Origin of the sequence: Bremerella sp. JC817 (assembly GCF_040718835.1) — a bacterium.
In the GTDB taxonomy this organism is placed as follows: domain Bacteria; phylum Planctomycetota; class Planctomycetia; order Pirellulales; family Pirellulaceae; genus Bremerella.
On record NZ_JBFEFG010000274.1, the window covers coordinates 533,269 to 559,295 of the forward strand.

19 protein-coding genes are annotated in these 26,027 nt (G+C 56.3%); 8 read left to right on the top strand and 11 right to left on the bottom strand.

Annotated features, from left to right (window positions below; all coding sequences use genetic code 11):
* Positions 1 to 9 precede the first annotated feature (9 nt).
* Together rpsO and AB1L30_RS16340 are read right to left on the bottom strand one after the other, a co-directional pair.
* Positions 10 to 279 (bottom strand): 30S ribosomal protein S15, encoded by a 270-nt coding sequence (gene rpsO, locus AB1L30_RS16335; RefSeq protein WP_345086558.1) that lies wholly within the window; start codon positions 277 to 279, stop codon positions 10 to 12.
* 240 nt (positions 280 to 519) lie between these two features.
* Positions 520 to 3,036: a ComEC/Rec2 family competence protein gene (locus tag AB1L30_RS16340; RefSeq protein WP_367014490.1), complete on the bottom strand. Its 2,517-nt coding sequence runs from the start codon at positions 3,034 to 3,036 to the stop codon at positions 520 to 522.
* A gap of 165 nt (positions 3,037 to 3,201) precedes the next feature.
* On the opposite strand from AB1L30_RS16340, the gene AB1L30_RS16345 reads away from it, so the two are divergent.
* Complete coding sequence (locus AB1L30_RS16345) at positions 3,202 to 4,563, top strand: sulfatase (RefSeq protein ID WP_367014491.1); 1,362 nt, start codon at positions 3,202 to 3,204, stop codon at positions 4,561 to 4,563.
* Between the two features lie 15 nt (positions 4,564 to 4,578).
* Here AB1L30_RS16345 and AB1L30_RS16350 read toward each other — a convergent pair whose 3' ends face one another.
* Positions 4,579 to 6,189 (bottom strand): FMN-binding glutamate synthase family protein, encoded by a 1,611-nt coding sequence (locus AB1L30_RS16350; RefSeq protein ID WP_367014492.1) that lies wholly within the window; start codon positions 6,187 to 6,189, stop codon positions 4,579 to 4,581.
* A gap of 219 nt (positions 6,190 to 6,408) precedes the next feature.
* On the opposite strand from AB1L30_RS16350, the gene AB1L30_RS16355 reads away from it, so the two are divergent.
* On the top strand, positions 6,409 to 6,963 hold the full coding sequence (locus AB1L30_RS16355) for a hypothetical protein (RefSeq protein ID WP_367014493.1): 555 nt from the start codon (positions 6,409 to 6,411) through the stop codon (positions 6,961 to 6,963).
* Here AB1L30_RS16355 and pyk read toward each other — a convergent pair.
* Entirely contained in the window at positions 6,960 to 8,420 is a 1,461-nt protein-coding gene (gene pyk / locus AB1L30_RS16360; RefSeq protein WP_367014494.1) for a pyruvate kinase, read from the bottom strand. The two genes, AB1L30_RS16355 and pyk, sit on opposite strands and share 4 nt — an antisense overlap.
* Positions 8,421 to 8,884: 464 nt before the next feature.
* Here pyk and AB1L30_RS16365 point away from each other — a divergent pair, with 464 nt between their 5' ends.
* The 5 genes from AB1L30_RS16365 to AB1L30_RS16385 all read left to right on the top strand — a co-directional run bounded on the left by AB1L30_RS16365 (position 8,885) and on the right by AB1L30_RS16385 (position 15,771).
* Entirely contained in the window at positions 8,885 to 10,297 is a 1,413-nt protein-coding gene (locus AB1L30_RS16365) for a Gfo/Idh/MocA family oxidoreductase (RefSeq protein WP_367014495.1), read from the top strand.
* A gap of 113 nt (positions 10,298 to 10,410) precedes the next feature.
* Positions 10,411 to 11,220 carry an SDR family NAD(P)-dependent oxidoreductase gene (locus AB1L30_RS16370; RefSeq protein ID WP_367014496.1) on the top strand — a complete coding sequence of 270 codons (810 nt, stop codon included), beginning with the start codon at positions 10,411 to 10,413 and terminating at the stop codon, positions 11,218 to 11,220.
* Positions 11,221 to 11,354: 134 nt separating this feature from the next.
* Positions 11,355 to 12,767, top strand: coding sequence for a sulfatase (locus AB1L30_RS16375; protein WP_367014497.1), 1,413 nt, complete (start codon positions 11,355 to 11,357; stop codon positions 12,765 to 12,767).
* A 38-nt stretch (positions 12,768 to 12,805) separates the two neighbouring features.
* The gene (gene xylA, locus AB1L30_RS16380; RefSeq protein ID WP_345086576.1) at positions 12,806 to 14,116 is read left to right on the top strand and encodes a xylose isomerase; all 1,311 of its coding nucleotides are present in this window, start codon (positions 12,806 to 12,808) and stop codon (positions 14,114 to 14,116) included.
* 128 nt (positions 14,117 to 14,244) lie between these two features.
* Positions 14,245 to 15,771, top strand: a complete 1,527-nt coding sequence (locus AB1L30_RS16385; RefSeq protein ID WP_367014498.1) for a PAS domain S-box protein — start codon at positions 14,245 to 14,247, stop codon at positions 15,769 to 15,771.
* A 12-nt stretch (positions 15,772 to 15,783) separates the two neighbouring features.
* On the opposite strand, the gene AB1L30_RS16390 is transcribed toward AB1L30_RS16385, so the two are convergent.
* From AB1L30_RS16390 to AB1L30_RS16405, 4 genes are all read right to left on the bottom strand, one after another.
* A complete protein-coding gene (locus tag AB1L30_RS16390) occupies positions 15,784 to 17,982 on the bottom strand; it encodes a chemotaxis protein CheA (protein ID WP_367014499.1) in 2,199 nt (732 codons plus the stop codon).
* Between the two features lie 32 nt (positions 17,983 to 18,014).
* Positions 18,015 to 18,485, bottom strand: coding sequence for a response regulator (locus AB1L30_RS16395; RefSeq protein WP_345086582.1), 471 nt, complete (start codon positions 18,483 to 18,485; stop codon positions 18,015 to 18,017).
* Between the two features lie 140 nt (positions 18,486 to 18,625).
* Positions 18,626 to 19,246, bottom strand: coding sequence for an HAD family phosphatase (locus tag AB1L30_RS16400; RefSeq protein WP_367014500.1), 621 nt, complete (start codon positions 19,244 to 19,246; stop codon positions 18,626 to 18,628).
* A 12-nt stretch (positions 19,247 to 19,258) separates the two neighbouring features.
* Entirely contained in the window at positions 19,259 to 19,894 is a 636-nt protein-coding gene (locus AB1L30_RS16405) for a DUF1080 domain-containing protein (protein ID WP_367014501.1), read from the bottom strand.
* A gap of 238 nt (positions 19,895 to 20,132) precedes the next feature.
* On the opposite strand from AB1L30_RS16405, the gene ilvD reads away from it, so the two are divergent.
* Positions 20,133 to 21,812 (top strand): dihydroxy-acid dehydratase, encoded by a 1,680-nt coding sequence (ilvD, locus tag AB1L30_RS16410; protein WP_367014502.1) that lies wholly within the window; start codon positions 20,133 to 20,135, stop codon positions 21,810 to 21,812.
* Positions 21,813 to 21,884: 72 nt separating this feature from the next.
* Here the strand turns inward: ilvD and AB1L30_RS16415 are convergent, their stop codons facing one another.
* From AB1L30_RS16415 to AB1L30_RS16425, 3 genes are all read right to left on the bottom strand, one after another.
* Positions 21,885 to 24,239, bottom strand: coding sequence for a peptidase (locus AB1L30_RS16415; RefSeq protein WP_367014503.1), 2,355 nt, complete (start codon positions 24,237 to 24,239; stop codon positions 21,885 to 21,887).
* A 217-nt stretch (positions 24,240 to 24,456) separates the two neighbouring features.
* Entirely contained in the window at positions 24,457 to 25,086 is a 630-nt protein-coding gene (locus AB1L30_RS16420; RefSeq protein ID WP_367014504.1) for an HAD-IA family hydrolase, read from the bottom strand.
* A gap of 60 nt (positions 25,087 to 25,146) precedes the next feature.
* Entirely contained in the window at positions 25,147 to 25,737 is a 591-nt protein-coding gene (locus AB1L30_RS16425; RefSeq protein ID WP_367014505.1) for a hypothetical protein, read from the bottom strand.
* Positions 25,738 to 26,027: the final 290 nt, after the last annotated feature.

Sequence of the window (26,027 nt, forward strand, 5' to 3'; positions counted from 1 at the left end):
GCTATAGAGCTACTTACGAATACCAAGCCGTGCCAGCATGTCCAAGTACTTCTGCGGATCGTGCCGCTTCAAGTAGTCCAGCAAGCGACGACGACGGCTAACCATGGCCAGCAGACCACGACGCGTCGCATAGTCCTTGGTGTGCTTCTTCATGTGCTCCGTCAAGTTGTTGATGCGATTGGTCAAAATCGCGATCTGAACTTCCGGGGAACCCGTGTCCTCGCCACCACGCTGGAAATCTTGGATGGCATCGTTCTTCTTATCTTTGGTAATCGACATGGGTAACTTTACTTACGTCCGCAAGTAGGGTGACTTCTTCTTAACCACAATAACGACAAGGACTTGTGAAACCAGCAGGTTTGTCGCGACTACCAAAACCGCGGCCACCAATGCATCAAACTCATCCTCAATGTCTTGATAAGTCCGTTAATTTAGCAGTGAAAGCAACTTTTGCAACGCCTAATAGCCCATCCGCCCCCAGAATGGCACCAGCTTTGCCGTCAAAATCGCCCACACCTCCTATTTCCCCAAAATAAACGGGGCTTCTTGCCAAGGTGTGACCACGATCGGCCCACCATTGCCGGCCAATCGGACTTCAATCATTCCAGCTCCCGCCGTATTCAGCCAGCGGACTGGCTCCATCGGGTCCGCTAAGCCTTCCAAGTGCCGATCACCACTGCTGACGACGATGCAGCGAGGCTGACACCACTGATAAAACGCCTCGGGCTTGCTGTGCCGGCTCCCATGATGCGGGGCCATCACCACGTCGCAGGCAATCGGCCGTTCTAGAATTACCGCCTCGGTCCCGGGCGACTCGAGATCGCCAGGCAACAGCACCCGTTTCTTCTGATATTCCAACAGCAACACCAGACTATTGGCATTATCGCGTCCCAGCACCCCTTTGCGAGTCGGATGCAGCACGGTCACGTCGAGATCGGGATGGGTCGCCAATCGCTGGCCAGCCGAGAGTGTCTTGCGGGGGATTCCTCGAGCGTCGATTTCGTCCAGCAGCGTTTTCACGAGATCGCTGGGAATCTTTTCCATTAGGTCCGAACAGAAGACCGCCCCGACCGAGAATCGCTGCAGGATCAGGGGCAAACCATTGAAGTGATCGACGTCGTCGTGCGAGATCACGATGGCGTCGAGATGACTGATCCCCTTACTCCAAAGTACAGCCGACAGCGATTGGGCTGCCCTGTTCGGCGAGCCAAGTCTTCCGCAGTCATACAGCAAGTTCTGTCCGCCTGGCAGTTCCACCAGAACGCACGTTCCGTGGCCAACACTGACGAACGTACACACCAGGTCGTCGCGGGCCACCGACTGATTCGCTTGAAAGATCGCCACGCCGAAGCCGACGGCGATCCAAACCCCAACGACGCCAACTCCCCAGCGAATCGGGATCTGCCGCGCCAGGATCGACCAGCCGCTGAAGATCACCAGGCCATAAAAACCAACCAGCCACCACAAAGCGGGCCCAGCCGACCAGATGGTTAGCGGGGCGTTGGCCTGGGTTGTTTCGACGATTGTCTGAATCACTGCCAAGGGAATGTCAATCAACGCACCCATCCAAATGGTCGCCGGCGGCAAGACAATCGACACGCCCACGAGTAACAACAGTCCGACCAGGGCTAACGTCATCGGCAGCATCAACAGCGGCGAAAGCACCACGGTCCACGGAGAAATCGCGTGGAAGTGATACACGACCAACGGCAACGTCACCAGCCATACCACCAGGGAAACGAGGAAGGCGTCGACCACGATCCTTCGAATCGAGTGCCAGCACTTCACCGGCCAGGGACGTGTCTGAGCGATCAGGGTTTTCAGCGGATCGTGCACTTTCCTTTGCGACTGACAAGATGCGAGCCACGCCAGAACCGCAACCGCGAGAAACGACAATTGTGTACCAGCCTGAAAGATCTCGCTCGGACTGAAAGCCACGATGCCGATCCAGGCCATCGCCAGACTGTTGCCGAACTGCGATTTGCGAAACAACAACTCTCCCAAACAGATCATCGCCACCAATCCAGATGCTCGCAGGATCGGCGGCCTCGCGTCGACCAGCAGAACATACGTGATGGTGAGCAGCAGCAACCCCGCCCCTGGTAGCCACGCCGGGCCAGGCAAGTATCGCAAGACTCCGTAGACAGCCATCGCCAAGATTCCGAGATGCAGTCCCGACAATGCCAACAGATGCACCGTGCCGGTCTGGCGAAACGCATCGTCCGTATTGTCGTCGAGTCGTTCACGTCGCCCGAGAAAAATGGTTTCCGCCAGGCCTTCATACTGCGGCGAAATCGATGCCACGAGTTGGTCGGCCACGTATCGCCGAGCAAGCCGCAGCGGCGAAAGTAACGTAAACGAAGCAGCCGAACCCATGGGCTGAATGCACTCGACAAAGTTGCTCCGCAGAAAGATCCTCGATCGTTTTCCCCGCGACCAACGTGCCAGATCGAACTCGCCAGGGTTCAGCGGTGGCTCGGCCATCGTCGCTTGGGCAAAGACGGCAACCGGTTGCCCTGGCTCAAAGTCGCAGCTGGCACCAGTGACATACACTTCGGTCTCGCCAGAAACTTCGATCCACTCGGCTCGATTGCGAATCTGCTCGAGCCTTAGCGGCAACTTCCATTGATCTGACTGCTGAAACTCGAAGGCTGTCCGAGGCGGCTGGGCCGGAACGAAGCGAGGATAGTCGGTCACAACCCCGCGCAAGGCCACCGGCTGCTTCTCCGCGGAAAGAGCCAGGCTGAGTTCGCTCGTCCGATAGAAGTTCCAGTGGACGTGATGCAGCCCTCCGCCGAAGATCGCCACCGCGCCAAGCAGCACGCCACAAGCCCAGCTATCGTGCCGTTTTCTCCATAAGATCGCCCAGGCCAACAACGTCAGGAAGAAGCCAACTCCCCAGGTCAACATTGGCAGATCGAAAGCCCAGTCCAGCAGCACGCCAAAAGTCAACGCAGCCGCCAATAAGACCAGCGGCAGATAAATCGTCCGCGAGATCTCAGGCGGATTGGTTCGATTTGCGGCAGCCTGGGACAACGAAATTCTCGAACGGTGTTCGATGAAGCAAGGAAAGACCAACCTGTCAGTATCGCAGTCGGAACGCTTCGGCTCAATTTTTTCGTGAACCGAAATAAAAACTTTGGTACCTTATCCAATTCAGCCCTGCTTCTTCTTTTCCCCTCCCCCGAAGACTAAACACCCATGCCCTACCGAATTGCCCTCTTGCTGCTTGCCGTTTTCGGCACCTTTGTTTCGTCGTCGACTTCGTTCGCTGGGGAGCGTCCGAACCTGATTTTCCTGCTGACCGATGACCAGCGTTTTGACGCCCTCGGCTGCATGGGCAATCCGGTTATCAAGACGCCGAACATCGATCGCCTGGCCCAAGAAGGGGTCGTGTTCGATAACGCTTTCGCGACGACCGCCATCTGTGCGACCAGCCGAGCATCGTTCCTGACCGGACAGTATGCCCGCCGCCATGGAGTAGTCGACTTCAAGACCGTGCTGACGCCGGAAGCATTTTCCGAGACCTTCCCTGCCCTGCTCCGCAAGGCGGGCTATCGAACGGCATTCATCGGCAAATGGGGCGTCGGCAATAACCTGCCGGCCGATCAGTATGACTACTGGAAAGGGTTCGCCGGACAAGGCAAGTACTTCGTCGACGGACAGCCACATATGACCCGTCGGCTCGAGAACCAGACGCTCGAGTTCCTCGACACTTGCCAGCCGGATGAACCTTTCTGCCTGCAGGTCAGCTTTAAGGCGGCCCATTGCCAGGATGGACCAGGCTGGCAGTTCCAGCATGCCCCGGAGTATGCCGACTACTACGCAGAAGATGGCATCACGCCTGCTTCGACTGCCAACGAGGTGGGCTACCAGAAACTCCCTTCGCAGCTGCAAGGTGGCGAATCACGCGTGCGTTGGGGACGTCGCTTCGATGGCGACGAAATGTATCAGAAGAATGTGAAGGACTATTACCGATTGCTCACCGGCGTCGACGATTTCGTCGGAGCGATGACCAAGAAGCTGGCGGAAAAGAAGCTCGCCGACAACACGGTGATCGTGTACACGTCGGACCATGGCTTCTTTTTGGGTGAACATGGCCTGGCCGGTAAGTGGCTGATGTACGAACCTTCGATTCGCATTCCGATGATCATCTACGATCCGCGTCTGCCAAAAGCGGACCGAGGACAACGCTGTGACGACATCGTGCTGAGTATCGACGTTGCTCCAACCTTGCTGACGCTGGCCCACGTGCCGGTTCCATCGTCGATGCAGGGCAGCAGCCTGACGCCATTTCTGACTGGCCAACATCCGGCCGACTGGCGAACCGAATTCCTTTACGAGCATCTTTTTCCGCACGCGACCATTCCGCAAAGCGAAGGGGTGCGATCGGAAGATTGGAAGTACATCTCGTACGAAAAGACCCAGCCGAAACTGGAACAGCTTTTCGACCTGAAGAACGATCCTCAGGAAGAGAACAACTTGATCGACGATCCAAAGTTCGCCAAGCAGCGAGACGCGATGCGAGCTCGGCTCGATCAAATGCGAACCGAGTTCCAATAGGTCTTCGGCTTTCGTTTAGTTCATCGAGATCAAGTCCGACCCCAGCGAGGTCTGCTTGATGCTCTTGGCATCCATCAGCGGACCTCGTTCTTTGTAAGGGGTCTGCATGATGGTTCGGATCACCTGCTGGTCGGCTGGCGACGGAAGTCCCCAGTCGGCTCGCTGATCAAAGACTTCGGTTGCCGGCTTCGATGGCGAACCGACGTTCAGCAGCTCGAAGTGATCGAGCGTCACCAAGGCAGGATGCCACACACCGCACGAGTGACTCAGCCGCATCAAGTCTTTCCGTAGCGTCACGATGTAGTTCGCCGCTCGAACGCCCTTCGAGGTCGGATCGAGTCCGCGCATCAGCCAGGCATTTTGAGTCGCAACCCCTGCCGGGCAATGCCCGGTGTGGCAGCGTTGAGCCTGGATGCAGCCGATCGACAGCATCGCTTCGCGAGCCACGCTGATCATGTCGCAGCCAAGGGCCAGGGCAAACAACGAGTTCTCTGGGAAGCCGAGCTTTCCGGAACCGTTGAACACCACATGATGGTGCACGCCGGCATCGATGAATTCGTGATAGACCCGGGCAAAGCCGATCTTGAATGGCAACGCCACGTGATCCGCGAAGACGAGCGGCGCTGCGCCGGTCCCGCCTTCACCACCATCGACGGTCACGAAGTCGACACCACGAGCCGTGTTCGCCATCTGCAGCGCGAGTTCCGTCCAGAATCTCGTTTCCCCCACCGCCGACTTGATACCGACCGGTAAACCGGTAGCGTCTGCGATGCGTTCCACAAAGTCGAGCATGCTGTCGACGTCGTGAAACTCTTGATGCCCGCTCGGGCTGGCACAATCCTTGCCCATCGGAATGCCACGAATCGCGGCGATCTCTTTGGTGATCTTGCTGGCCGGTAGAAGACCACCGACACCTGGCTTGGCGCCCTGGCTCAACTTGATTTCGATCGCTCGAATCGGATAGGCAGCGCAAATGTCTTTCAGCTTCGACAACTCGAAGCGACCATGGGCATCGCGGCAACCGAAGTAAGCCGTCCCCAGCTGCAGCATCAAGTCGCCGCCTGCCAGGTGATAGGGACTGACGCCCCCTTCCCCGGTGTTTTGCAGGCAGCCAGCGAGGGCTGCCCCGCGATTCAATGCTTCAACCGCGCGACCGCTTAGCGAGCCGTAGCTCATCCCGGAGATGTTGATCAAACTGGTCGGTCGAAATGCATGCCGCCGCTGGCGATAGCCGCCCAGGATCTTGGCGCACGGCAATTGGAACTCGGAGTCGTACAATGGATCGGTCGGATTCGGAGTATTCACCGGAAAGGCCGAATGCTTCACGATCAAGTGATTCGAGGCCAGTTCCAGATCGTTATCGGTTCCGAAGCCGAAGTAGTTGTTCTCTCGCTTTGACGAGGCATACACCCAGCGGCGCTGAGCTCGGCTGAAGGGGCGTTCTTCGTTATCGCTGGTGACAATGTACTGCCGCAGCTCTGGACCGATCGCTTCCAGCCAGTAACGGAAGTGCCCCACGATCGGAAAATTCCGCAGGATCGCATGCTTTCGCTGCGTCAGGTCGTAGATCACCATGCAGACCAACCCCAGGCCCACGACCAGCAAACTTCCCGTTAACCACGTCATCTCGATCGATCCTTCCGCCGATTGCAAACACACTAAAGGCATACATCGAAATCTTATGTCAACTCTAAGACCGAAGATGCCCACATTAAGAGGTATTTTGCGGATACCCGATAGCTGTTTGCACAGTTTACTGGGACGGAACCTTTGGCGTCGAGAAGGCAACCTCGATACTATAATAAGCAGTTGCGATACTTCCCCCGACTTCCTTGAGAAAACCGCATGTCAGGCGATTCTCACGAGCATTTCGAGTTCCGGCTTACCTTCTCGTTGTGGGCCTTAGCAATTGTGATTGCCTTGTGGGGAATCGTATTCGCCATCTTGCGATTGCTGGGCCCTTTTGCCGCGACGATGACCTGCTTGTTTCTGCTGATCTCGGCGGTCCACTTAGGCGCGTCGTTCTTGAGCCGGCGGATGGGTTTGGAAAAGAAGCGATTACCTCGGCCTCCGGTCCCACCACCATCGGGAGAAACAAAACCGAAAGGGAAGCCACGCTGGAAAGGACCGAATCTCGCTGAGAGAACGCGAGTTTCCATTTGGCAGATAGGCTTAGCCGGGCAATCGATCGCCCTGGGAGCCGTGGCCGGGGGAATTGGTAGCAGTTGGGTCCCGGCCCATCAATTCAATTACGGCGTACTTGCCGTTTGCGTGCTCAGCGGAGCAGCCCTGAGTGGAATGGGCTGCTTCGTCACGACAAATCTAGTCGAGCATTTGTGGCGTTCGCTGCACTCGGCCTGGCAAGGCGAGTTCACCAAGGCCACCGACCAGGCAACTTAGTCCTGCGGCTTTTCGACGCGGTGAACCACGACGATGTATTCGGCCGACTGCATGATGCCACCACCGGTGACAAACACGACGCGGTCCCCTTCTTCCAGGTAACCGTTCGAGATGCCCCACTGGTCGATGAAGCGGCGAAGCTGAATGCCGTTATGAACCGGAGCATTCGAGATCGGCGTCACGCCCCAGTACAAGCACATCCTTCGCAGGGCCGCATCGGAGTCGCTCACGCTGATCGTGGGAATCGCATCGCGAAGCTTGGCCTTGGTCAGGGCGGTTCCACCGGTACGTGTCGCGGTCACCACCAACTTGGCTTCCAAATGCTCGGCCGTGATGGTGGCACCAGACACAACAGCTTGCGTCACAGGATGCACCTGGGCCACACGGTTGTCGATTCGGTTCGAGCGACCACGTTCCTGCATCCACATCTTTTCGGTGGCGAGCATGATGCGGTTCATCATCTTCACCACGGCGACTGGATGCACACCCACGGCCGTTTCGCCGGAAAGCATACAAGCATCGGCACCGTCGAGGATCGCATTGGCAACGTCGGTTGCTTCGGCACGCGTCGGACGATTCGAGGTTGTCATGCTGTCGAGCATCTGCGTGGCGACAATCACCGGGCGACCGATTCGCGAGCAGGTCGTCACGATCAACTTCTGAGCGGCAGCAACTTCGGCAACGTCGATTTCGACACCCAAGTCACCACGGGCAACCATCACACCATTCGATTCGCGAACGATGTCTTCGAGATTGTCGAGAGCTTCACGCTTTTCGATCTTGGCGATGATGAATGCACGTGATTCGTGCTGCATCAGCAGATCTCGCAGATGGCGAAGATCGTCGGCCGAACGGACGAAGCTGAGACTGACATAGTCCAGGTCGTTTTCGGCGGCCCATTTCACATGTTCGATATCTTGCGGCGTCAAAGCTTCGACGCTCAGCTTCGTGCCCGGCAGGTTGATCCCCTGACGGCTACGGATGGGACCGGCCTGGACCACTTTGCAGACGGCGGTGTCTTCGGTCTTTTCCAGCACCGTCATCATCACGGTACCGTCGGCCAGCATCACGTCGTTACCAACTTCCAACTCGTCGACCAGCGGCTTGTAGTTACAAGTCAGCTTGTTTGGTTCGTGGCATTCGTCACCACGGACGAAGGTGAAGATTTCGTCCTCGTGGCAATGAATGATGTCGTCTTTCAGCACGCCCAAACGAATCTTCGGCCCCGAAAGGTCTGCCAGAGCGGCGATCGGTCGATCGACCTTGGCGCTGATCTCGCGAATGGCACGCACGACTTCCGAGTGATCTTTCAGATCGCCGTGCGCCAGGTTCACGCGAAACACGTCGACACCGGCCATGACCAGCTCTTCCAGCATTTCCGGCGAGCGACATGCCGGACCAACAGTGGCCACGATTTTCGTGCGAGCACGGTTCGGGAGTATTCGAGCGGCAGACATAGTTCGTAGCCAAGGGTTAAAACAACTGGTCGGAAAAAGGTAACACGCATAAATCTAGCCCATCACTTAGCACATGACGATGGGGTTTTGGGAATCCTTAACCACAGGGAATCCCCAATCAGCGTGGATTTTTCTCACTTTGGCGAATGTTCCATGAAGTTTCCCGCCCCCAATCGGGCTCTAAAGGTAACTGCGGCAACCTTGTAGTTTCTTTACGGTGCTTCATTTAGCTAAATCCTCTGGGGAGTCGCCTGCCCCTTTCATGACGATGTCATCAATTTTTCGAAATAGAAGCTTCCTCGGGGCTCGAATGACCACTATAAAGACTCCTACACCATAAACCTGCCATTAATCTGACCTCAATTTCCCTTCTTTTCTTTTCGCGGAAAGCCGAGATCACCACACCGCCGGCTCCCCTTACGGCTCGATCTGTTTCATCACCTTGAGGTCTGGAGAATTCTGCCATGAGCCAACGCTTCACTGAGCGCCGATCCTTCCTGAAAACAACCGCTGCCGCAGCAGCCGTCGGAGCGGTTCCTTATTTTGTCACTGGGAGCAATGTTCGTGCGGACGAGCAGAAGGCGACCGAATCCAACGATCGCCCCCTGATTGGTTGCATCGGAACCGGCAGTCGCTGGAATGCCGTCGGTCCCAACGCAATGCATCTGGGCGACGTGGTCGCCGTGTGCGACGTCGACGCCAACCATGCCGCTGCGGCGCATAAGAAGGTGACCGACATTCAGTCGAAGAAGGGTGTCGAGCGGAAGGTCGATATCTATGAGGATTACCAGAAGATCCTCGAACGCAACGACATCGAGATCGTCACGATCGTGACCACCGACCATTGGCACTCGAAGATTGCCATCGAAGCGATGAAGGCAGGCAAAGATGTCTACTGCGAAAAGCCTTTGACGCTGACGATCGACGAAGGCAAGAAGATCTGCCAGGTCGCTAAAGAGACCGGGCGAGTCTTCCAGGTCGGTACCCAGCAGCGAAGCGAGATGGGGCTGCGTTTCCTTCAGGCTGTCGCCCTGGTTCGCAGCGGCCGCATCGGGGACGTACAGAACATTGCCGTCGCGATTGGGGGAGCTCCGACTAGTGGCACAATCCCGGTCGCCGACATCCCGAATGGTTTGAACTGGGAAAAATGGCTCGGTCAGGCTCCCATGGTCGACTATCGCTGGCGGATGGATGGCAAGTTCGCCAAGACGCGTTGCCACTACGAGTTCCGCTGGTGGTACGAATACTCCGGCGGCAAGCTGACCGACTGGGGTGCCCATCATGTCGATATCGCCCAGTGGGCCATCGGCCAGAGTGGTGAAGGGATGGGCGCAACTTCCATCGAGCCGATCTACGCCAAGCATCCGGTCGAGTTGAAAGATGGCATGCCGGTCCAAGACGACCAGTACAACTGCGCGACCGAATTCCATGTCAAAGCGACGTTCGACAACGGCGTGGTCATGGACATCAAGAATTCGCACCAGCAAGAGCTCGGCTTCGACAACGGCATCATGTTTACCGGGACCGAAGGACGTTTTCTGGTCAATCGCGGCAAACTGGTCGGTGCCCCGATCGATGCCTTGAAGGACAATCCGCTCCCGGAAAATGCGATCGCCGAAATCTATGGCGGCAAGAATCCAGCGGCCAACAATGCCCATATGACGAACTTCTTCGAGTGCGTGAAGACGCGGAGCCTGCCAATTTCCGATGTTTACACGCATCACCGGGCCCTGACGACATGCCACCTGTCCAACATCGCGATTCGCTTGAATCGCTCGCTCAAGTGGGATCCCAAGAGCCAGCAGATCGTAGGGGACGACCAGGCCAACGCCATGCAATCGCGAGAAGCTCGCAAAGGATACGAGGTCACCGTATAATCTGAACTCCCATCATGCCTTTCCCTTCCCCTGGTTCGATTTGATCGGATCAGGGGTTTTTACTTGTTCAAGGGAACGCTTCGCGACTTCAGATAAGACATAGAACGACAACGGTGACGTACTGGCAGGAAAAAGTGGCCGTCGTGACCGGAGCCTCGCAAGGCTTCGGCAAAGTGCTGGCCGCTCGACTTATCCAAAATGGCTGTCATGTTGTGATGGTGGCTCGTGATTCCGAGAAGCTGGAGCGAGCAGCAGCCGAAATCGATCCCGAAGGTAAGCTCTCGACGGCGATCCCGACCGATGTGACGAACGACGACTCGGTCGTAGCGTTGTTTGAAGAAGTGCGTCGCCAGCCAGGCAGGCTGGATGCCCTTTTCAACATCGCCGGCATGAGCTCACGGGGAATGGTCTGCGAGACCTCCATCGACGACTTTCTGCTGTCGTTCGATTTGAATGTTCTCTCGACGGTGCGCTGCGTTCAGGCGGCTCGGCCTTTACTGGAACAATCGCGCGGGCACATCGTGAACATGGGCTCGCTCGCGTCGAAGAGTGCCTCGAAGTTTATCGGCCCTTATGCGACTTCCAAGTTCGCTCTGGCGGGGCTCAATCATCAGCTTCGACTCGAACTGGGCGAGTCAGGCATTCATGTCATGCTCGTTTGCCCAGGTCCCATTGCCCGTGACGATGCCGGGCAGCGCTACGCCGATCAAACGGATGGGCTCCCCGATTCCGCTCGGAAACCAGGCGCCGGGGTGAAGGTGAAATCGATCGATCCCGCGACGCTCGCGGATACGATTCTCAAAGGCTGTGAAAAACGTCAGACCGAAATCGTCTGGCCCGGCAAGGCGAGGCTTCTGTTTGCCATCGCACAACTATCTGGAGCCTGGGGAGACTGGGTTTTACGGCGTTTCACCTCGTCGTGATGCGGCGAGTCTGGTGTTGCAAAATTTCTCAGATCCCTGAGAGTTCCGTTAGTTGAATCACGGCGGGGTAGGCCTTATGATGACGATCACCTACCCTCCTTCCAACGCTGATCTCTCATCCCCTGAAAAGCCCCATGCACACCACCTCTCGCGAAAATTGGTGCCGGTTGACGCTGCTCGCAGCGGTAACCCTCTGCTGCGTTGCTCCGCTTCACGCTGCCGACGAAAGCACGGCTGATAAGCCTAACTTCGTCGTCATCTTCTGCGATGACCTGGGATATGGCGACCTGGGCTGCTTCGGCAACCCGACGATCCGAACGAAGTATCTTGACCAGATGGCCTCGGAGGGAATGAAGTTCACACAGTTCTATGTGGGTGCTTCCGTCTGCACGCCTAGCCGCGCAGCCCTGATGACTGGTCGTCTCCCTTGCCGCTCAGGCATGTGCAGCGACAAGCGTCGCGTGCTGTTTCCCGACTCGAAAGGTGGACTGCCCGCCGACGAAATCACGCTGGCCGAAGCCCTCAAGCCAGGCGGCTATGCGACCGCTTGCATTGGCAAATGGCACCTGGGTCATCACAAGCAGTTTCTGCCAACCAACAACGGCTTCGACTATTACTTCGGCATTCCTTACTCTAACGACATGGACCGGTTGGCCAGTGCCCCGAAGGGACGCGAGTCGTTCTGGGAACCGAAGAGTGAGTACTTCAATGTGCCGCTGATGCGAAACGAAGAGATCATCGAACGTCCGGCCGATCAAACGACAATCACGCGACGCTACACCGAAGAGACACTCAAGTTCATCGACGAGCATCAGGACGAACCGTTCTTCGTTTACCTAGCGCACTCGATGCCACATATCCCGCTGTTTCGCTCGCCTGAATTCACTGGCGTCAGTCGACGTGGCTACTATGGCGACGTGATCGAAGAGATCGACTGGAGCGTTGGCCAGGTGCTGCAAAAGCTTCGCGATACGGGCCTCGATGAGAAGACGCTGGTTGTGTTCTGCAGCGATAATGGCCCTTGGTTGATCTTCGACGACCATGGTGGTTCGGCCGGCCCACTGCGCGATGGGAAGGGAAGCACCTGGGATGGCGGAATGCGAGAGCCGACAATTTTCTGGTGGCCGAAAACGATCCCCTCGGCTGAAGTGGCCGCGGACGTCGGAAGCACGATGGACCTGATGGCCACGTTCACTTCGCTGGCCGGTTTGCCCCTGCCAGAAGACCGAAAACTCGACAGTTACGACCTGACCCCGGTGCTCAAACAAACCGGGAAGAGTAACCGCAATGCTTTATTCTATTATCGCGGCTACGATTTGATGGCGGTTCGCCATGGTCCGTGGAAGCTTCACTTGAAGACGCAAACCGGTTATGGCGGTGCCAAGCGCGAAGTGCACAACCCGCCGCTGCTGTTCAATCTGGAAGAAGATCCTGGCGAATCTCGCAATCTCGCCAAGCAAAACCCGGCCGTGATCGAATCGATCCAGAAAGTGATTGAAGCCCACCAAAAGGAAATGGTGTTCGCGGAATCGCAACTGGAACTGTAACGACTCAATATTCAACACCCCCAATTTTGGAAAGAATCATGACTGCGTTCCCTGAAGTCGGAAAGATCGAATACGAAGGCCCCGATTCGCGTAATCCGCTGGCGTTCCGCTGGTACAACCCGGATGAAGTGATCGAAGGCAAGACGATGAAGGACCACTTCCGCTTCAGCGTCGTCTATTGGCACACCTTCCGCGGCACCGGTTCCGATCCGTTCGGTCCTGGCACGGCGATCCGTCCTTGGGACGATGGCAGCGACACCGTCGAAAACGCGGTCAAACGTGTGAAGGTCGCTTTCGAGTTCATCGAAAAGCTGGGGGCTCCTTACTACGCGTTCCACGATCGCGACGTCGCTCCGGAAGGCTCGAACCTGAAGGAAACCTACAAGAACTTCGACACCGTCGTCGCAGCCTTGCAGGAAGAACAGGAACGCACCGGCATCAAGCTGCTGTGGGGCACGGCCAACATGTTCAGCCACCCACGCTTCATGCATGGTGCCGCCACAAGCTGCAACGCCGATACCTTTGCCTACGCCGCTTGCAGTGTCAAAAAGGCCCTGGAAGTGACCAAGCAACTGGGTGGCGAGAACTACGTGTTCTGGGGTGGCCGAGAAGGTTACCAGAACCTGCTCAACACCGACCTGAAGCGTGAGCTGGATCACCTGGCGAACTTCTTCCACATGGCGGTCGACTACGCCAAGGAAATTGGCTTCACCGGTCAGTTCCTGATCGAACCCAAGCCGAAAGAGCCAACCAAGCATCAATACGATTTCGACACCGCCAACTGCCTGGCGTTTTTGAAGTCGTACGACTTGGACAAGCATTTCAAGATGAACCTCGAGACCAACCACGCAACGCTGGCGGGTCACACCATGCAGCACGAGCTCGAATACGCAGGTGCCAACGGCATCCTCGGTTCGATCGACGCCAACACGGGCGACCTGCTGTTGGGCTGGGATACCGACCAGTTCCCGACGAACTACTACCTGACGACCGAATGCATGCTGTCGATCTTGAAGTATGGCGGTCTTGGTTCTGGCGGCGTGAACTTCGACGCTAAGGTTCGGCGTGAAAGCTTCGAGCCGATCGACTTGTTCTATGCCCACATTGGTGGGATGGATGCGTTCGCCAAGGGGCTGAAAGTGGCCGCTGCGATCCGCGCCGATGGCAAGCTCGAGTCGTTCGTCCGAGAACGTTACCAGAGCTGGGACGAAGGTGTGGGTGCCGACATCGAAGCTGGCAAGCACAACTTCAAGACGCTGGAAGCTTACATGCTCGAGAAGGGTGAAGTCAGCCCGAACAAGAGTGGTCGCCAGGAATTGTTGGAACACATCTTCAACATGTACCTGTAAAGCCCGTTTCGAGCGAGCAACAGGCTCGCCTGAACCGCAGGAACGACTAGAATGGATTGTCGACAGTTATGTTGGCAATCCATTTTTTATTGCCATGCCTCGACTCTTCCGCAGGAGGGACCTCGGACGTGACGCTTGACGATAACCAATCTTGCTATCGAGGGGACACGGCAGAAACCCTTGCCTGGCGTGTCGCCGATCTCGAACAAGAGAATGCCCGTCTCCGCCAAGAGAACGCCCAACTGCATGCGATCCTCAAATCGGTTCCGGTCCACATTTTCACGTTGTCGCAAGACTATAAGATCACCTATCTGAATCACTTTCGCGACGACTGCGCCGATCAACCGGTCGGGATGTATGTGCGAGACTTCGTCTCGGAAACAGAAGCGACGCTACTTGAAGCCGCGATCGACAAGGCCTACCAAGAGCAAAAAGAACAAATTGTCTGCGTCCGTAGCGAAACAACCGGTCGTATCGAACAGGCCCGCTATGCTCCGCTGAAAAACGACAACGATCCCCACGACTCGATCGTGGTCGGCGTCACGCTCGATGTAACCGAAGAGCGGGACGAAGTCAACGAACTGCTCAAGCGCAAAACGGAAGTCGAAGCCGCTTTGCTGGAAAGTGACGAACGATTCCGGATCATGGTAGAGTCGACGCCGATTCCGGTGGTGATCTCGGACCTCGAAACGGGCGGCGTGCTCTACGGCAACCGTGGTCTGGCTCAAATTTTTGGTACGCCGTACGAAACGCTGCAGGAACAGTTCACCAGTAACTTCTACGCGAATCCGGCCCAACGGGCAGCCTTGCTTGAACGCGTTGCCAGTAGTCAGCCGATTCGCGGCATGACCATGAAACTGAAGGATGGCACCGGCAAATCGGTATGGGCCGCGGTCTATCTGGACCGGATTGTTTATGCCGGGCAGCCTGCCCTGCTGGGCTTTTTCCTTGACGTGAGTGCCCGCAAACAGCGCGAGGAAGAGATTTTGCGAGATCGTCGTGCCCTGCGGCGGCTGCTTGATACCAACGAGCGTGACCGCCGCCTGATCGCCTACGAAATCCACGACGGCGTCGTGCAAGACATGACCGGAGCGCTCATGTTTCTACAAACCGGGCTCAGCTTTGTTTCGGACGAAGTGGATGGCCACCACGAACTTAGCCGCGGGACGACATTGCTTTCCAATGCGATCGGAGAGATTCGTCGTCTTCTCAATGGCTTGCGTCCTTTGAGCCTGGAAGAAGGTGGTGTGGTCGCCGCGATCAACGACCTGGTTACCCGTATGTTGGACGAAGATTTCCAGATCGACTTCCAACATGAAATCTTCTTTCGCCGCATCGCTCCTTCACTTGAGATGGCGATTTATCGCACGGTCCAGGAAGGGGTCAACAACGCACGGCGTCATAGCGGCACCAACGCGGCGTCGGTCGATATCCAGCAAAGCGAGAAAACGATCCACATCAAGATTGAAGATGATGGATGTGGCTTCGATATCCAAAAGATCGATCCCCGACGCTGTGGTTTGTCAGGGATCCACGAACGGGCCACGTTACTCGGTGGTCAGGCAGACATTGCCAGCTCGCCCGGCAAGGGAACAACGATTGAAGTCGTGCTCCCCTTGGGCGATTATCTGGAATCAGACGACAAACTCGCCTGATTCCGGGTTGCTTTAAACAGTCAACGTTGGTGCCATGCCTTTGACCAGCTCAGGCACACTGACTACGAGCGACAAACGTCCCCCTCCGAGTTGAGCGACGCCACCAATACGGCTGCAGTTCTCGATGATGTTCTGCAAATCGTTCACCACAACTTTGCGTTTGCCAAGCACGCTGTCGACCAGCAGACAGGCAGCCCCTTGCTTGCTGGCGACCAGCACAGCATGGTGCTTCAATTTGTCGGTCCATGTCAAGGTGCTGGCGAGTTCCATCTGTTCGGCCAGCGACATCACCGAGACCGTTTTGCCACGCACCACGGTCATTGGCAAGCCGTGACAGGTCTTGATGTCCTTGCTATCCAGTTCCATCACTTCGCGAATGTTCTCGAACGGCAGGACGAACTGTTCGTTGTCGGCTGCGACCAGCAAACCTTCAATCACAAGCACGGCCTGACGGATCGGAATCTCGATGGTGAACGTTGTTCCTTGCCCGACCACCGATTCGACATGCACGTCGCCGTCGTGATCGCGAATCGTCGTTCGGACCACGTCCATCCCGACACCACGCCCCGAGACATCGGTGATCTGTTCGGCAGTCGAGAAGCCCGGGTGAAAGATCAGGTCGATCACATCGGCATCGGACATAGCGTAAAGTTGTTCGGGCGGCATCAACTGCTTGTCGATGGCTTTTTGGCGAATCCGTGTCGGATCGATACCGCGCCCATCGTCGCGAATTGTCAGCACGACATGTGTGCGGGTCGTTTCGGCACGAATCCACAGGTTGCCGGTTTCCGCGACACCACGAGCCAGTCGATCTTGTGGCGTTTCGATTGCATGGTCGGCCACGTTCCGGATCATGTGGGTGAGCGGCGAATCGAGATCTTCGATCAACGACTTGTCGACTTCGACTTCTTCCCCCTCGATATGCACGTCGATCGACTTCCCTAAGTCGCTGGCCAGTTTGCGAGCCATCGGTGGGAACTTGGACAGCAAGGCACGGATCGGCACCTTGCGCAGGGCTACGACACTCTTCTGAAGCTCGTTGGCCTGGGTCGAGAACGTCACGTTTATTTGACGGAGTTCTTCGACCAGTTCTCCCACGGCTTCCGAGGCAGCCATCCGACTTTGAACGTCTTTCAAACGTTCGCAGGTAATGAACAATGCCGAAACGTCGTCGAGGAATCGATCAAGGTGATTTTCATTCACACGAATCGCACGCGATCGCTTGGCGTGATTCGCTGCCGGGCTCGATGGTGATTCCGCGGCTTGATCACCCGCAGACGACGAAGCAACTTCTTTGACAACCTGCGGCTCTTGGACTTCAGGAGGCAGATTGAAGGTTTGAATCACGCTGGCAACCTGGTCCCAGATCACCGAAAGCAGGCCCTGGTCGACACCGATCGGGCTTTCGTAGAGGACCTTGAAGTCCTTAAGCGCGGCTTCAATTTTCTCGTGTCCACCACCTTCTCCCTTAAGGCGACAGACCATCACCATGTCGGCGAGTCGATCAAGAACGGACGTCGACTGCTCGTCGGTCCACTTCGAATCGGCCGGCCAAATGAAAGCATCGGCAACGTCATGAAGCATCGAAGAAACATCTTCGCCGTCGATAAGATAGGTGGAAGCCAACACTTCCTCTGGTGTTGGAACCGGAGCATCTTCTCCTTGTTTTGTTTCGTCGGTGTTTCCGACCAGTCCCGAGATTTTTTCAGCCCAACGTAGCGACTCTGGAAAACCAGCCGCGTTCATTTCGAGGGCCAGCTCTTGCAGTTCGCGCAGCAGCGAATCTTCACCACCAGACGATCCACTCGCCTGGACCGATAGCTCCGAGATACGTTCCAGCAGAGAGATTTCTTCTGGAGAAAGCGTGTCTTCGTACCGGTTTTCCTCAACGCGTTGCAGCAGCGAATTCAGTCGATCGAAGGCATCAATCAGCGCGCGAGTCAGGTCTTCGGTTAGCGCAAGCTTCTGGTTACGAACATCGTCGAGGGTATTTTCGACCGCGTGTGCGAATCTTTTGATCGCCGATAGACCAAAGAAGCCGGCGTTACCCTTAATCGAATGGACGGTTCGAAATACGCCATTGATTGAATCCGCATTACTGGGACTCTTCAAATAAGCTGTGATTTGATCCGCCAATCCATGAATCGAATGCAGCGATTCATCGATGAAGGCTAACAGCAGTTCGTCGTTGGCTTCCGTGTTACTGGTCATATGCCTGTGACTTCATAGAGGTCGTTGAACACTTAGACAGTGATACTACTCTTCGCTTCACCCAGTTCGTGCTGACGACGGTTCTTCAGCTCGTGAAGGCATTGCCACCAGCGTGCTGCTTTGAGGAAGACCGCATCCAGCGCTTCGTACAGTGGGGTGAAGTCGTTCATCGGTTTGAAGAAGCACGCTTCGGCTCCCCCGCGAAGTGACTCCAACACCGTCATCTGCGAAACCAGGCCGGTCAGCATGATGACTTGAATGCCACCATCGTACGCCTTGATTTCCTGTAGCAAGTCCAAGCCGTTAATACGTGGCATGTCGATATCGAGGATGCACACACGGCAGTTGGAATTGAGGAGTTGCTTGAGGGCCTGATCAGGCCGATCGAGCGACGTCACTTCGTACCCACGCTGTGTCAATCGATGGTTGGCGAGCTTCAGGAACGTCGAGTCGTCGTCGACGTGAAGAATCAGTTTTTCATTCGTTGGCGAGATTGATCCCATTTTTACGGTGCCCCAAACAAGATCCGAGAGTTGCCATAACAATCTGGGCAAAGTTAGGTCGGTATCAGAGGTAGGCAACCCAGCAGTGGCACCGCAGACGAAGACAAAACGGGGGGTGACCGTAGAATCGTTACCACCACCTACAGGTGGACTCCCCGAGCATGCAACTCGGCACGCAATTGAGCCGCATCTTGGAACAAGATGGCGTCATAACCGGCAGAAACGGCACCCTCGACGTTTTCGCTGCGGTCATCCACAAAAAAGACCTTTTTGGGGTCTGATTCGCACAGTTGTGCGGCTTTTTCGTAAATTGCCGACTCCGGTTTGGCACATCCCAGCCGAAAGCTGAGTGCATGAACCGAGAACAGTTCATCGAGAAAAGAGTAAGGGCGATCGAGGCAATACTGCCAGTGCGCGTCGCAGGTATTCGACAAGATTCCCAGGCGATGCCCAGCCCCGTTCAAGGCCTGGGCAATCTCGATCACCTCGGGCATCGGCTGGAAGATCGCCGAGGCCGCATAGACAACATCTTCGATCGAAGGCTCGATTTCGTACCGCTCGCAGAGCCATCGATGAAACTGTTGCGTGTCGATCTCGCCACGTTCGTACTTCCATTGCTGCCCCGACGCGAAGACGTCGCGCTGGATAACATTTTCAGTGGTCCCCATCAGCTCTGCCAGTTGTCGGCAGGCGATCCCGTGATCGAAATCGAGCAGCACCTTGCCCAGATCGAAGTAAAAGAAATCGGGTGGGGAACTCATTTCCGCGACGATTTAGAGCTTTTTAAGACGGATGTTGCGATACCAGGCTTCACACTTTGGCCCGGAATGAATCTGGAGACCAATGATCCCTGACTGAGGAATGTTGTCGTCCGCTTCGTGATAATCGACCGTCTTCAGACTGCCAACCCAGATCTGAATATGTTTGCCTTGGGCCCGGATTTTCAGGGGAATAAACTCTTTGCCGGCGATTTCTTTCCGCAGTTTCTCGGTATCGCCTTCCGCCAAGAATTTGCGACGTCGCGATTCGTCGTACAGCGATCCCCAGATCGGCTTATCGCCTTGCCAGCCCATGTCGCACTGGTATCCGATCACTTCGTGATGGTCTGGAATCCGCTTGCTGCGAAATTGGATTCCCGCGTTCTTTCCATCGCCCACGAGCTTCGCTTCGAGCGTTAATTCAAAGTCCGCAAACTCTTGCTCGGTACAAAGAAACTCATTGCGGGGGATATCTTGATCAAGGCGTCCTGCAACGACCGAATCGTTCTCGATGCGGAACCAATCGAGGTTTCCTTCCCAGCCCGCGAAGGAAGTCTTGTCGAAAAGCAAATCGTCGTTCTGGGCCGAAACAATCGACGGCACTCCGACTGCCAAAAGGCAGCCGAGTAGCAGGAGGGGCGTAATTCTCATGTTCGCGGTGGGCTCCCAGGGTGGGTCGCTACGGAAGAGTTGGGAAAGGTTGGCTCTCAAACTATTTTACCTCAAGCAAGCCCCCCGAGTCAGATCAGAAATGCCGGTATTTAAGCGGTTAAGGCAGTTTTTCCGCAATTCATGCCGATCCTGGCGAGATTTCCCTTGTCTGGCTAGAATATCGGGTTCCTTACGTCCTATCCCCGCCCCTTAGTAAGCAGCAGCAGGAAACTTTCGCGTGTCCCAGCCCCTGAATAAGTACAGCTCGCGTGTGACCCAACCCAAAAGCCAAGGTGCATCTCAGGCCATGTTGTATGGAACGGGGCTCACCGACGCCGACATGCAAAAGGCCCAAGTTGGTATCTGCAGCGTCTGGTACGAAGGTAATACCTGCAACATGCACCTCAACAAGCTGGGCGAAGAGGTCAAGCAGGGCGTGGTTGGGGCCGACATGGTCGGCATGCGATTCAACACCATCGGCGTGAGCGATGGTATCTCGATGGGAACCGACGGGATGAGCTTCTCGCTGCAGTCCCGCGATCTGATCGCCGACTCGATCGAAACGATCATGGGTGGTCAGTGGTACGACGCCCTGGTTGCGATCCCAGGCTGCGACAAGAACATGCCAGGCTGCTTGATCGCGATGGGCCGTTTGAATCGTCCAGCATTGATGGTTTACGGCGGGACCATCAAGCCAGGCTTCCGCAACGGCGAGAAGCTAGACGTCGTTTCGGCATTCCAGTGCTATGGTCAGTTCCTGGCCGGCACCATCACCGAAGACGAACGTAAGGAAATCGTTCGTAGTTCGTGCCCAGGGGCCGGTGCCTGCGGCGGTATGTACACGGCCAACACCATGGCTTCGGCGATCGAAGCACTGGGCATGTCGCTCCCCTTCTCTGCCAGCATCCCAGCTGAAGACGAAGGCAAGATCGACGAATGCCACCGCGCGGGTGCCGCCATTCGCAACTTGCTGGAAAAAGACATCAAGCCACGCGACATCATGACCCGCGAGGCGTTCGAGAACGCGATGGTGGTCGTCATGGCATTGGGAGGTTCGACCAACGCCGTGCTGCACTTGATCGCCATGGCTCGTAGCGTCGACATCGATCTCGGCCTGGCCGACTGGCAAGCGGTCAGCGATCGCGTTCCGATGCTGGCCGACTTCAAGCCAAGCGGCAAGTACGTGCAAGAAGACCTGCACAAGATCGGCGGCACGCCAGCCGTGATGAAGTACCTGCTGCAGGAAGGTCTAATGAACGGCGACTGCTTGACGGTCACCGGCAAGACACTGGCCGAAAACTGTGCCGAGGTTCCTGGCTTCCCAGAAGGCCAAGACATCGTTCGTCCGCTGTCGAACCCAATCAAGAAGACCGGTCACTTGCAGATGCTGTTCGGTTCGCTCGCACCGGAAGGTGCCGTGGCGAAGATCACCGGCAAGGAAGGTCTGCAGTTCAGCGGCCCAGCCAAGGTGTTCGACTCGGAAGAAGACATGCTGCACGCCCTGGAAGATAAGAAGATCGTCAAGGGTGACGTCGTCGTGATTCGCTACGAAGGTCCAAAGGGTGGCCCTGGCATGCCAGAAATGCTGACCCCGACTTCGGCAATCATGGGCGCCGGCCTCGGCTCCCATGTCGCTTTGTTGACCGATGGTCGCTTCTCAGGCGGTTCGCACGGCTTCATCGTGGGTCACGTCACGCCAGAAGCCCAGGTCGGTGGCCCGATCGCGTTGGCGAAGGATGGTGACATCATCACGATCGATGCCGAGAAGCGTTCGATCGACCTGGAAGTCTCGGAAGAAGAACTCGCCAAGCGTAAGGAAGCCTGGGTCGCTCCACCTTACAAGGTGACGCGAGGCACGCTCTACAAGTACATCAAGAATGTGAAGAGCGCTTCGGAAGGTTGCGTGACCGACGAATAAGGTCCCGCCAAGAAACAGCGAAGCGAGCATCCACGCAGTGTGTGGGTGCTCGCTTTTTTTGTGCGCGAGGAACTAGCGTTCGCTCGTATCGACCTTCGCCCAGAAGGGATGAATCCGATCGGCTCGCGTGCGGGCATCTTCCAACATCACCTCGGTCGACGGAACGACGTTGCCGCCATAGTTTCGCCCGCCGTAGGTCACTGTCATTCGCTCGTCGAAGTTCACCAGATCTGGCGTCAGATAGATAATCGCCTTCCCGGTTCCGCTGGTGACCAGCACACCATTCGTCGCGAGTACCTTGCCGGCAATCTTGACGGGCGACTTCTTCGGTTCTGGATAGTTCGCCGGCAGCACGAGGCTTCGCTCGGGGAAGTCACTCACCTCCAGCCAGAAGAAGAAGTTGTCCCAAGGACGCATCGAGACCACCTCGAACTCTTTCGGGAAGAATTGCCGCTTGTGAAGCGACATCCACTCGAAGATATCAGGGATCTCGTCCTGGAAATGTTCATGGCCGCGACCACGATATTCGACAATCATCGTGTCGAAATTAGTCTTCGTCAGGTAACGATCGAAGTCACGCGAGTTGATCTCGCGTTTGCTGCCATCCAGTTCACCGCAAACGAAATACATGGGTACATCGCGGGCATTCTCCCAATAGCGTGCCACGTACTTGTCGGCTTGGGCAACGATCGGAATCACTCCAGCCCATAGGTCAGGATGCGCTAAACCAATGTCCCAAGCAGCGTCGCCACCCATCGAGTGTCCGGTCAGGTAGACACGGTCGGTATCGATCGAAAAGTGCCGTAGTGCATGTCGCAAGCTGAACAGCACCGAGGCATGTTCGTAGGCAGAATAGTTGTATTCAAACTGATGCTCTTCGGCCCACATCGGAGCAATGACGATGTAGCCGTTGCGCGCGGCCTGACCGGTGCGGATCTTCGCTTTCTCACTATGCGTTCCGGCCCACCAATCGATCTGCTGTTCGGCGGTCGTACCGGCACCATGCAGCGTGACGATCGTTGGATACTTGCGATATGGATCGTAGCCTTGCGGAAGCTGTACGTAGTAAAAGAAGTCTGACCGGCCTGGAACGCCAGGGACACGCATCAGGTAATAGCCGGCGATCTCGGAAGCGGTTTCCGGAGCGGCATTGCCCAGCGGCGGCTTCATGTTCAGTAGAATCTTGGCGACGTAGGCCGGAACACCACCTTCCATCCCCTTCAGCTTGTCGAGGATCGCTTGGCGATTGACGCCAGGATTGTTCGTGATGTACTCGCTAACCAGGTCGCGGGCTTCGTACACGCTTAAAGCGACCGCCAGGTTCTCGGTCGAATCGTTCGCTCCCAAAATCCAGCCACTGATCGCCAGCGAGAGCTTTTCGCCCACCTTCAATTTCTGGTCGTCCGAAAGCCGTTGGTAAGGTCCGAGGCGATCCATATTGTTAATGTTCAGCTCCGCTTCGATCTCGGCAACTGCTTTCTCGACCAATGGCTTGAGCGTCGGATCTTCAAACGCTGCCAGGTGATCCTTCAACAGCGTAAACATCTTGTCGCGACGTTCATACGCGGTCTGGTACTCGGTCAGCATCTGCTTGACCCGCAGGAGCGTCGAACTGGCGACCTTGTCTTCAGGGAACTTGTTCAGCATGCCATAGGCAAGATTGTGCTGCCCGGTCTCTTTTCGCAGTTCCACTTCGTCGATTAGCGTCGTGGCGCTTAACTGATACAGTTCATCAAGCTGCTTGCCGAACTGAGCTTTCAAATCCGCGAAGTCGTTCATCAGCGCGCTCAGTTCCGCGGCCGCATCGCGATACCGTTCTGCTTGCAGATAAAGACGCACGATCTGCAGACGCTGCGAAGCGTTGCTTGGATCGATTCGGCGCATCAAAATCGCGCTGAGCTTTTCGCGCGGGATGTTGCTGGTACGGATTCGCATGTCCCAGACGTAAGGATCATCGGCCATTAGACCTTCGACGCGCGTCCACTGCGGGGTGATTTCCGTAATGCCCTGGATCACATCGATTTGCCCCCGGGCGGTCTGCATCGAATAGATGCGTCGACCGAATTCGTCCCAGGGCGTGATGCGGATCCCTTCCCCGACCGCGTGAACCGTTCGCCCGGAACTTGCCACGCGTTGGTCGATCTTGACCCGTTCGACGGGCGTTGATGCGGCCTCTTGCACGTCTTGCACCTGGTAGGTCGAGACGAACGTGCGTTTCAAATCGTTATCGACGAAGACGATCAACTGGTTGTCGACCGCGCCGGCGGTGGGGGTCTTCAGTGGATCGTCGCTCATGCTGGCGATCTTGCCGACCGAGCCTTCCAGCCGCATGCCGTTTTTCAGTTCCACGATCGTAGCCATGGCAACCACCGGAAGACAGAGCCAAACCACGCCGAGCGTCAGAAGTGAGCCGATCTGTCGTTTCATAAAATCGCAGAGGAGGGGTAAATGATCGAAGCGAATCCATAGCTATATAACGTAGATCACACGTCGAGGGTTCCCAAACGAACCCCCAGTGTTGCCTCTTCCATTATTCAGGAACCTGCCAGAGGGGCAATAAAATCGTTACAGATTGAACGAAACGCCCCTCGAATGACGTAAGAAGAAGGGGGCAGACCTGCCGATCGCTGGATCGATCCGCGATTTAGAGCCCTGCGATCAGCGGTAGAAGCTTGGCCATTTGATCGAAGCACTGCACCGCGTCGGACGACTCGTACTTGCCGATCGGGTCGTACCGCAGCACAGGGATGCCTGCCGCTACGCCGGCTGCGACACCGACGTCGCTGTCTTCGACCACCACGCACTGCTGCGGCGCGAAGCCCATTGCCTGACTGGCATGTAGAAAGATCTGGGGATCTGGCTTCCAGGCCCCAACCGTATAGCAACTGAACATCCGCTCGCCGAAGTAGTCACTCAGGCCACCAATCCGCAGCGCCAACGCGATCTTCTCTGGCGGGGCATTCGAGGCGACACAGCTCGGGAGCGTCAATTGATCGAGCATCTCGCGAACGCCTGGCATCGGGCGGAGCCCTTCTTCCAGACGGACAGCCGCCAACTGGCGGTAGTCGTGCTCGAAGCTTTCCGGAAGCTTCCGGCCCAAACGCTGTTCAATATCGGCCAGAATGTTCGCCATCCGCCAACCGCGGTAACGTTCCGAGATCGAATCGAGCGTGTCGTCGAGATCAGGGAACATTTCCAGCAAGACCTGGGAACCGACGGTCTCGCTATCGACCAGCGTACCGTCCAAGTCAAAGATGACACATTGAACAGGCATGAGATCGAGAACCTTCCGGCGAGCGACAGTGCGTGAAGCATCGCAGAGAGACGCAGTGTATTAAACGCGACGTGGCGAGCAGGCTGCCAGGCGTTTCGAGGCCAAACGTGGATGCGCGGCCGAGATTCGGACCGGATGACGATCGTTCAGCTGCGTATCGGTCATCGTGTCACCCAGCAGGAAGCAGATTTGCTCGCCTGTCGTGGCGGTGACGACATCCATCATGCCTTGCGGCGAACGTACCAGATGCTGTTTTTCGCAGGTAAGGCTGAAATAGGCCAGCAAATCCTGACGATCGGACAGGTAGGTGATCTGGTAAGGATGATCGAGCGAACCGTCTCCTGTTTCCAGCAGACCTTCGAGCATCGTTTCGCACAGGAAACGCTCGAGCTCGGCATCGTCGGGGCAGCCCATCTGCTGGGCGGCGATCGACGCATAGAGATGTGCCGAAGGAGAACCAACCCAGGCAAACGGCATCAACTCGGTCAGGTCGAACATCTGTTCGTACCTTCCTCCCTGGCAGAGGTCTGCCAGTTGATCGACAAAGCCACCTGCCGCACAAAAGTCGGCTTCCGATTGCACTTCCTCTTGAAGTTTGAGGAAGCCCTCTCGGCTAGGTGCTTCGAGAAATGCCTGGTAGTGATCGATCATTCAAAGCCTTCAGAACGTGTTCGCCAGGGAGCAAATTCGCAAGCGATCTTTCGTTGCCAACGATTTGCTTTTGCGACTTGCGTGACGTGCAAGCATGTCACTCTTCTTTAGACTAACGACGGCGTTTTAAAAACGCAATAACTTACGCGTTGTTTGTCGTCTCATTTTTGTGTTGAACGTTGATCGTTCGACGACCACAACATCACACGTCGTTCGTGCAATACGAACCATAGCTCTTCCACGAGCGAAGGCAACTAACTAGTCGCGCGCTCGAACGAATCCAACGCATC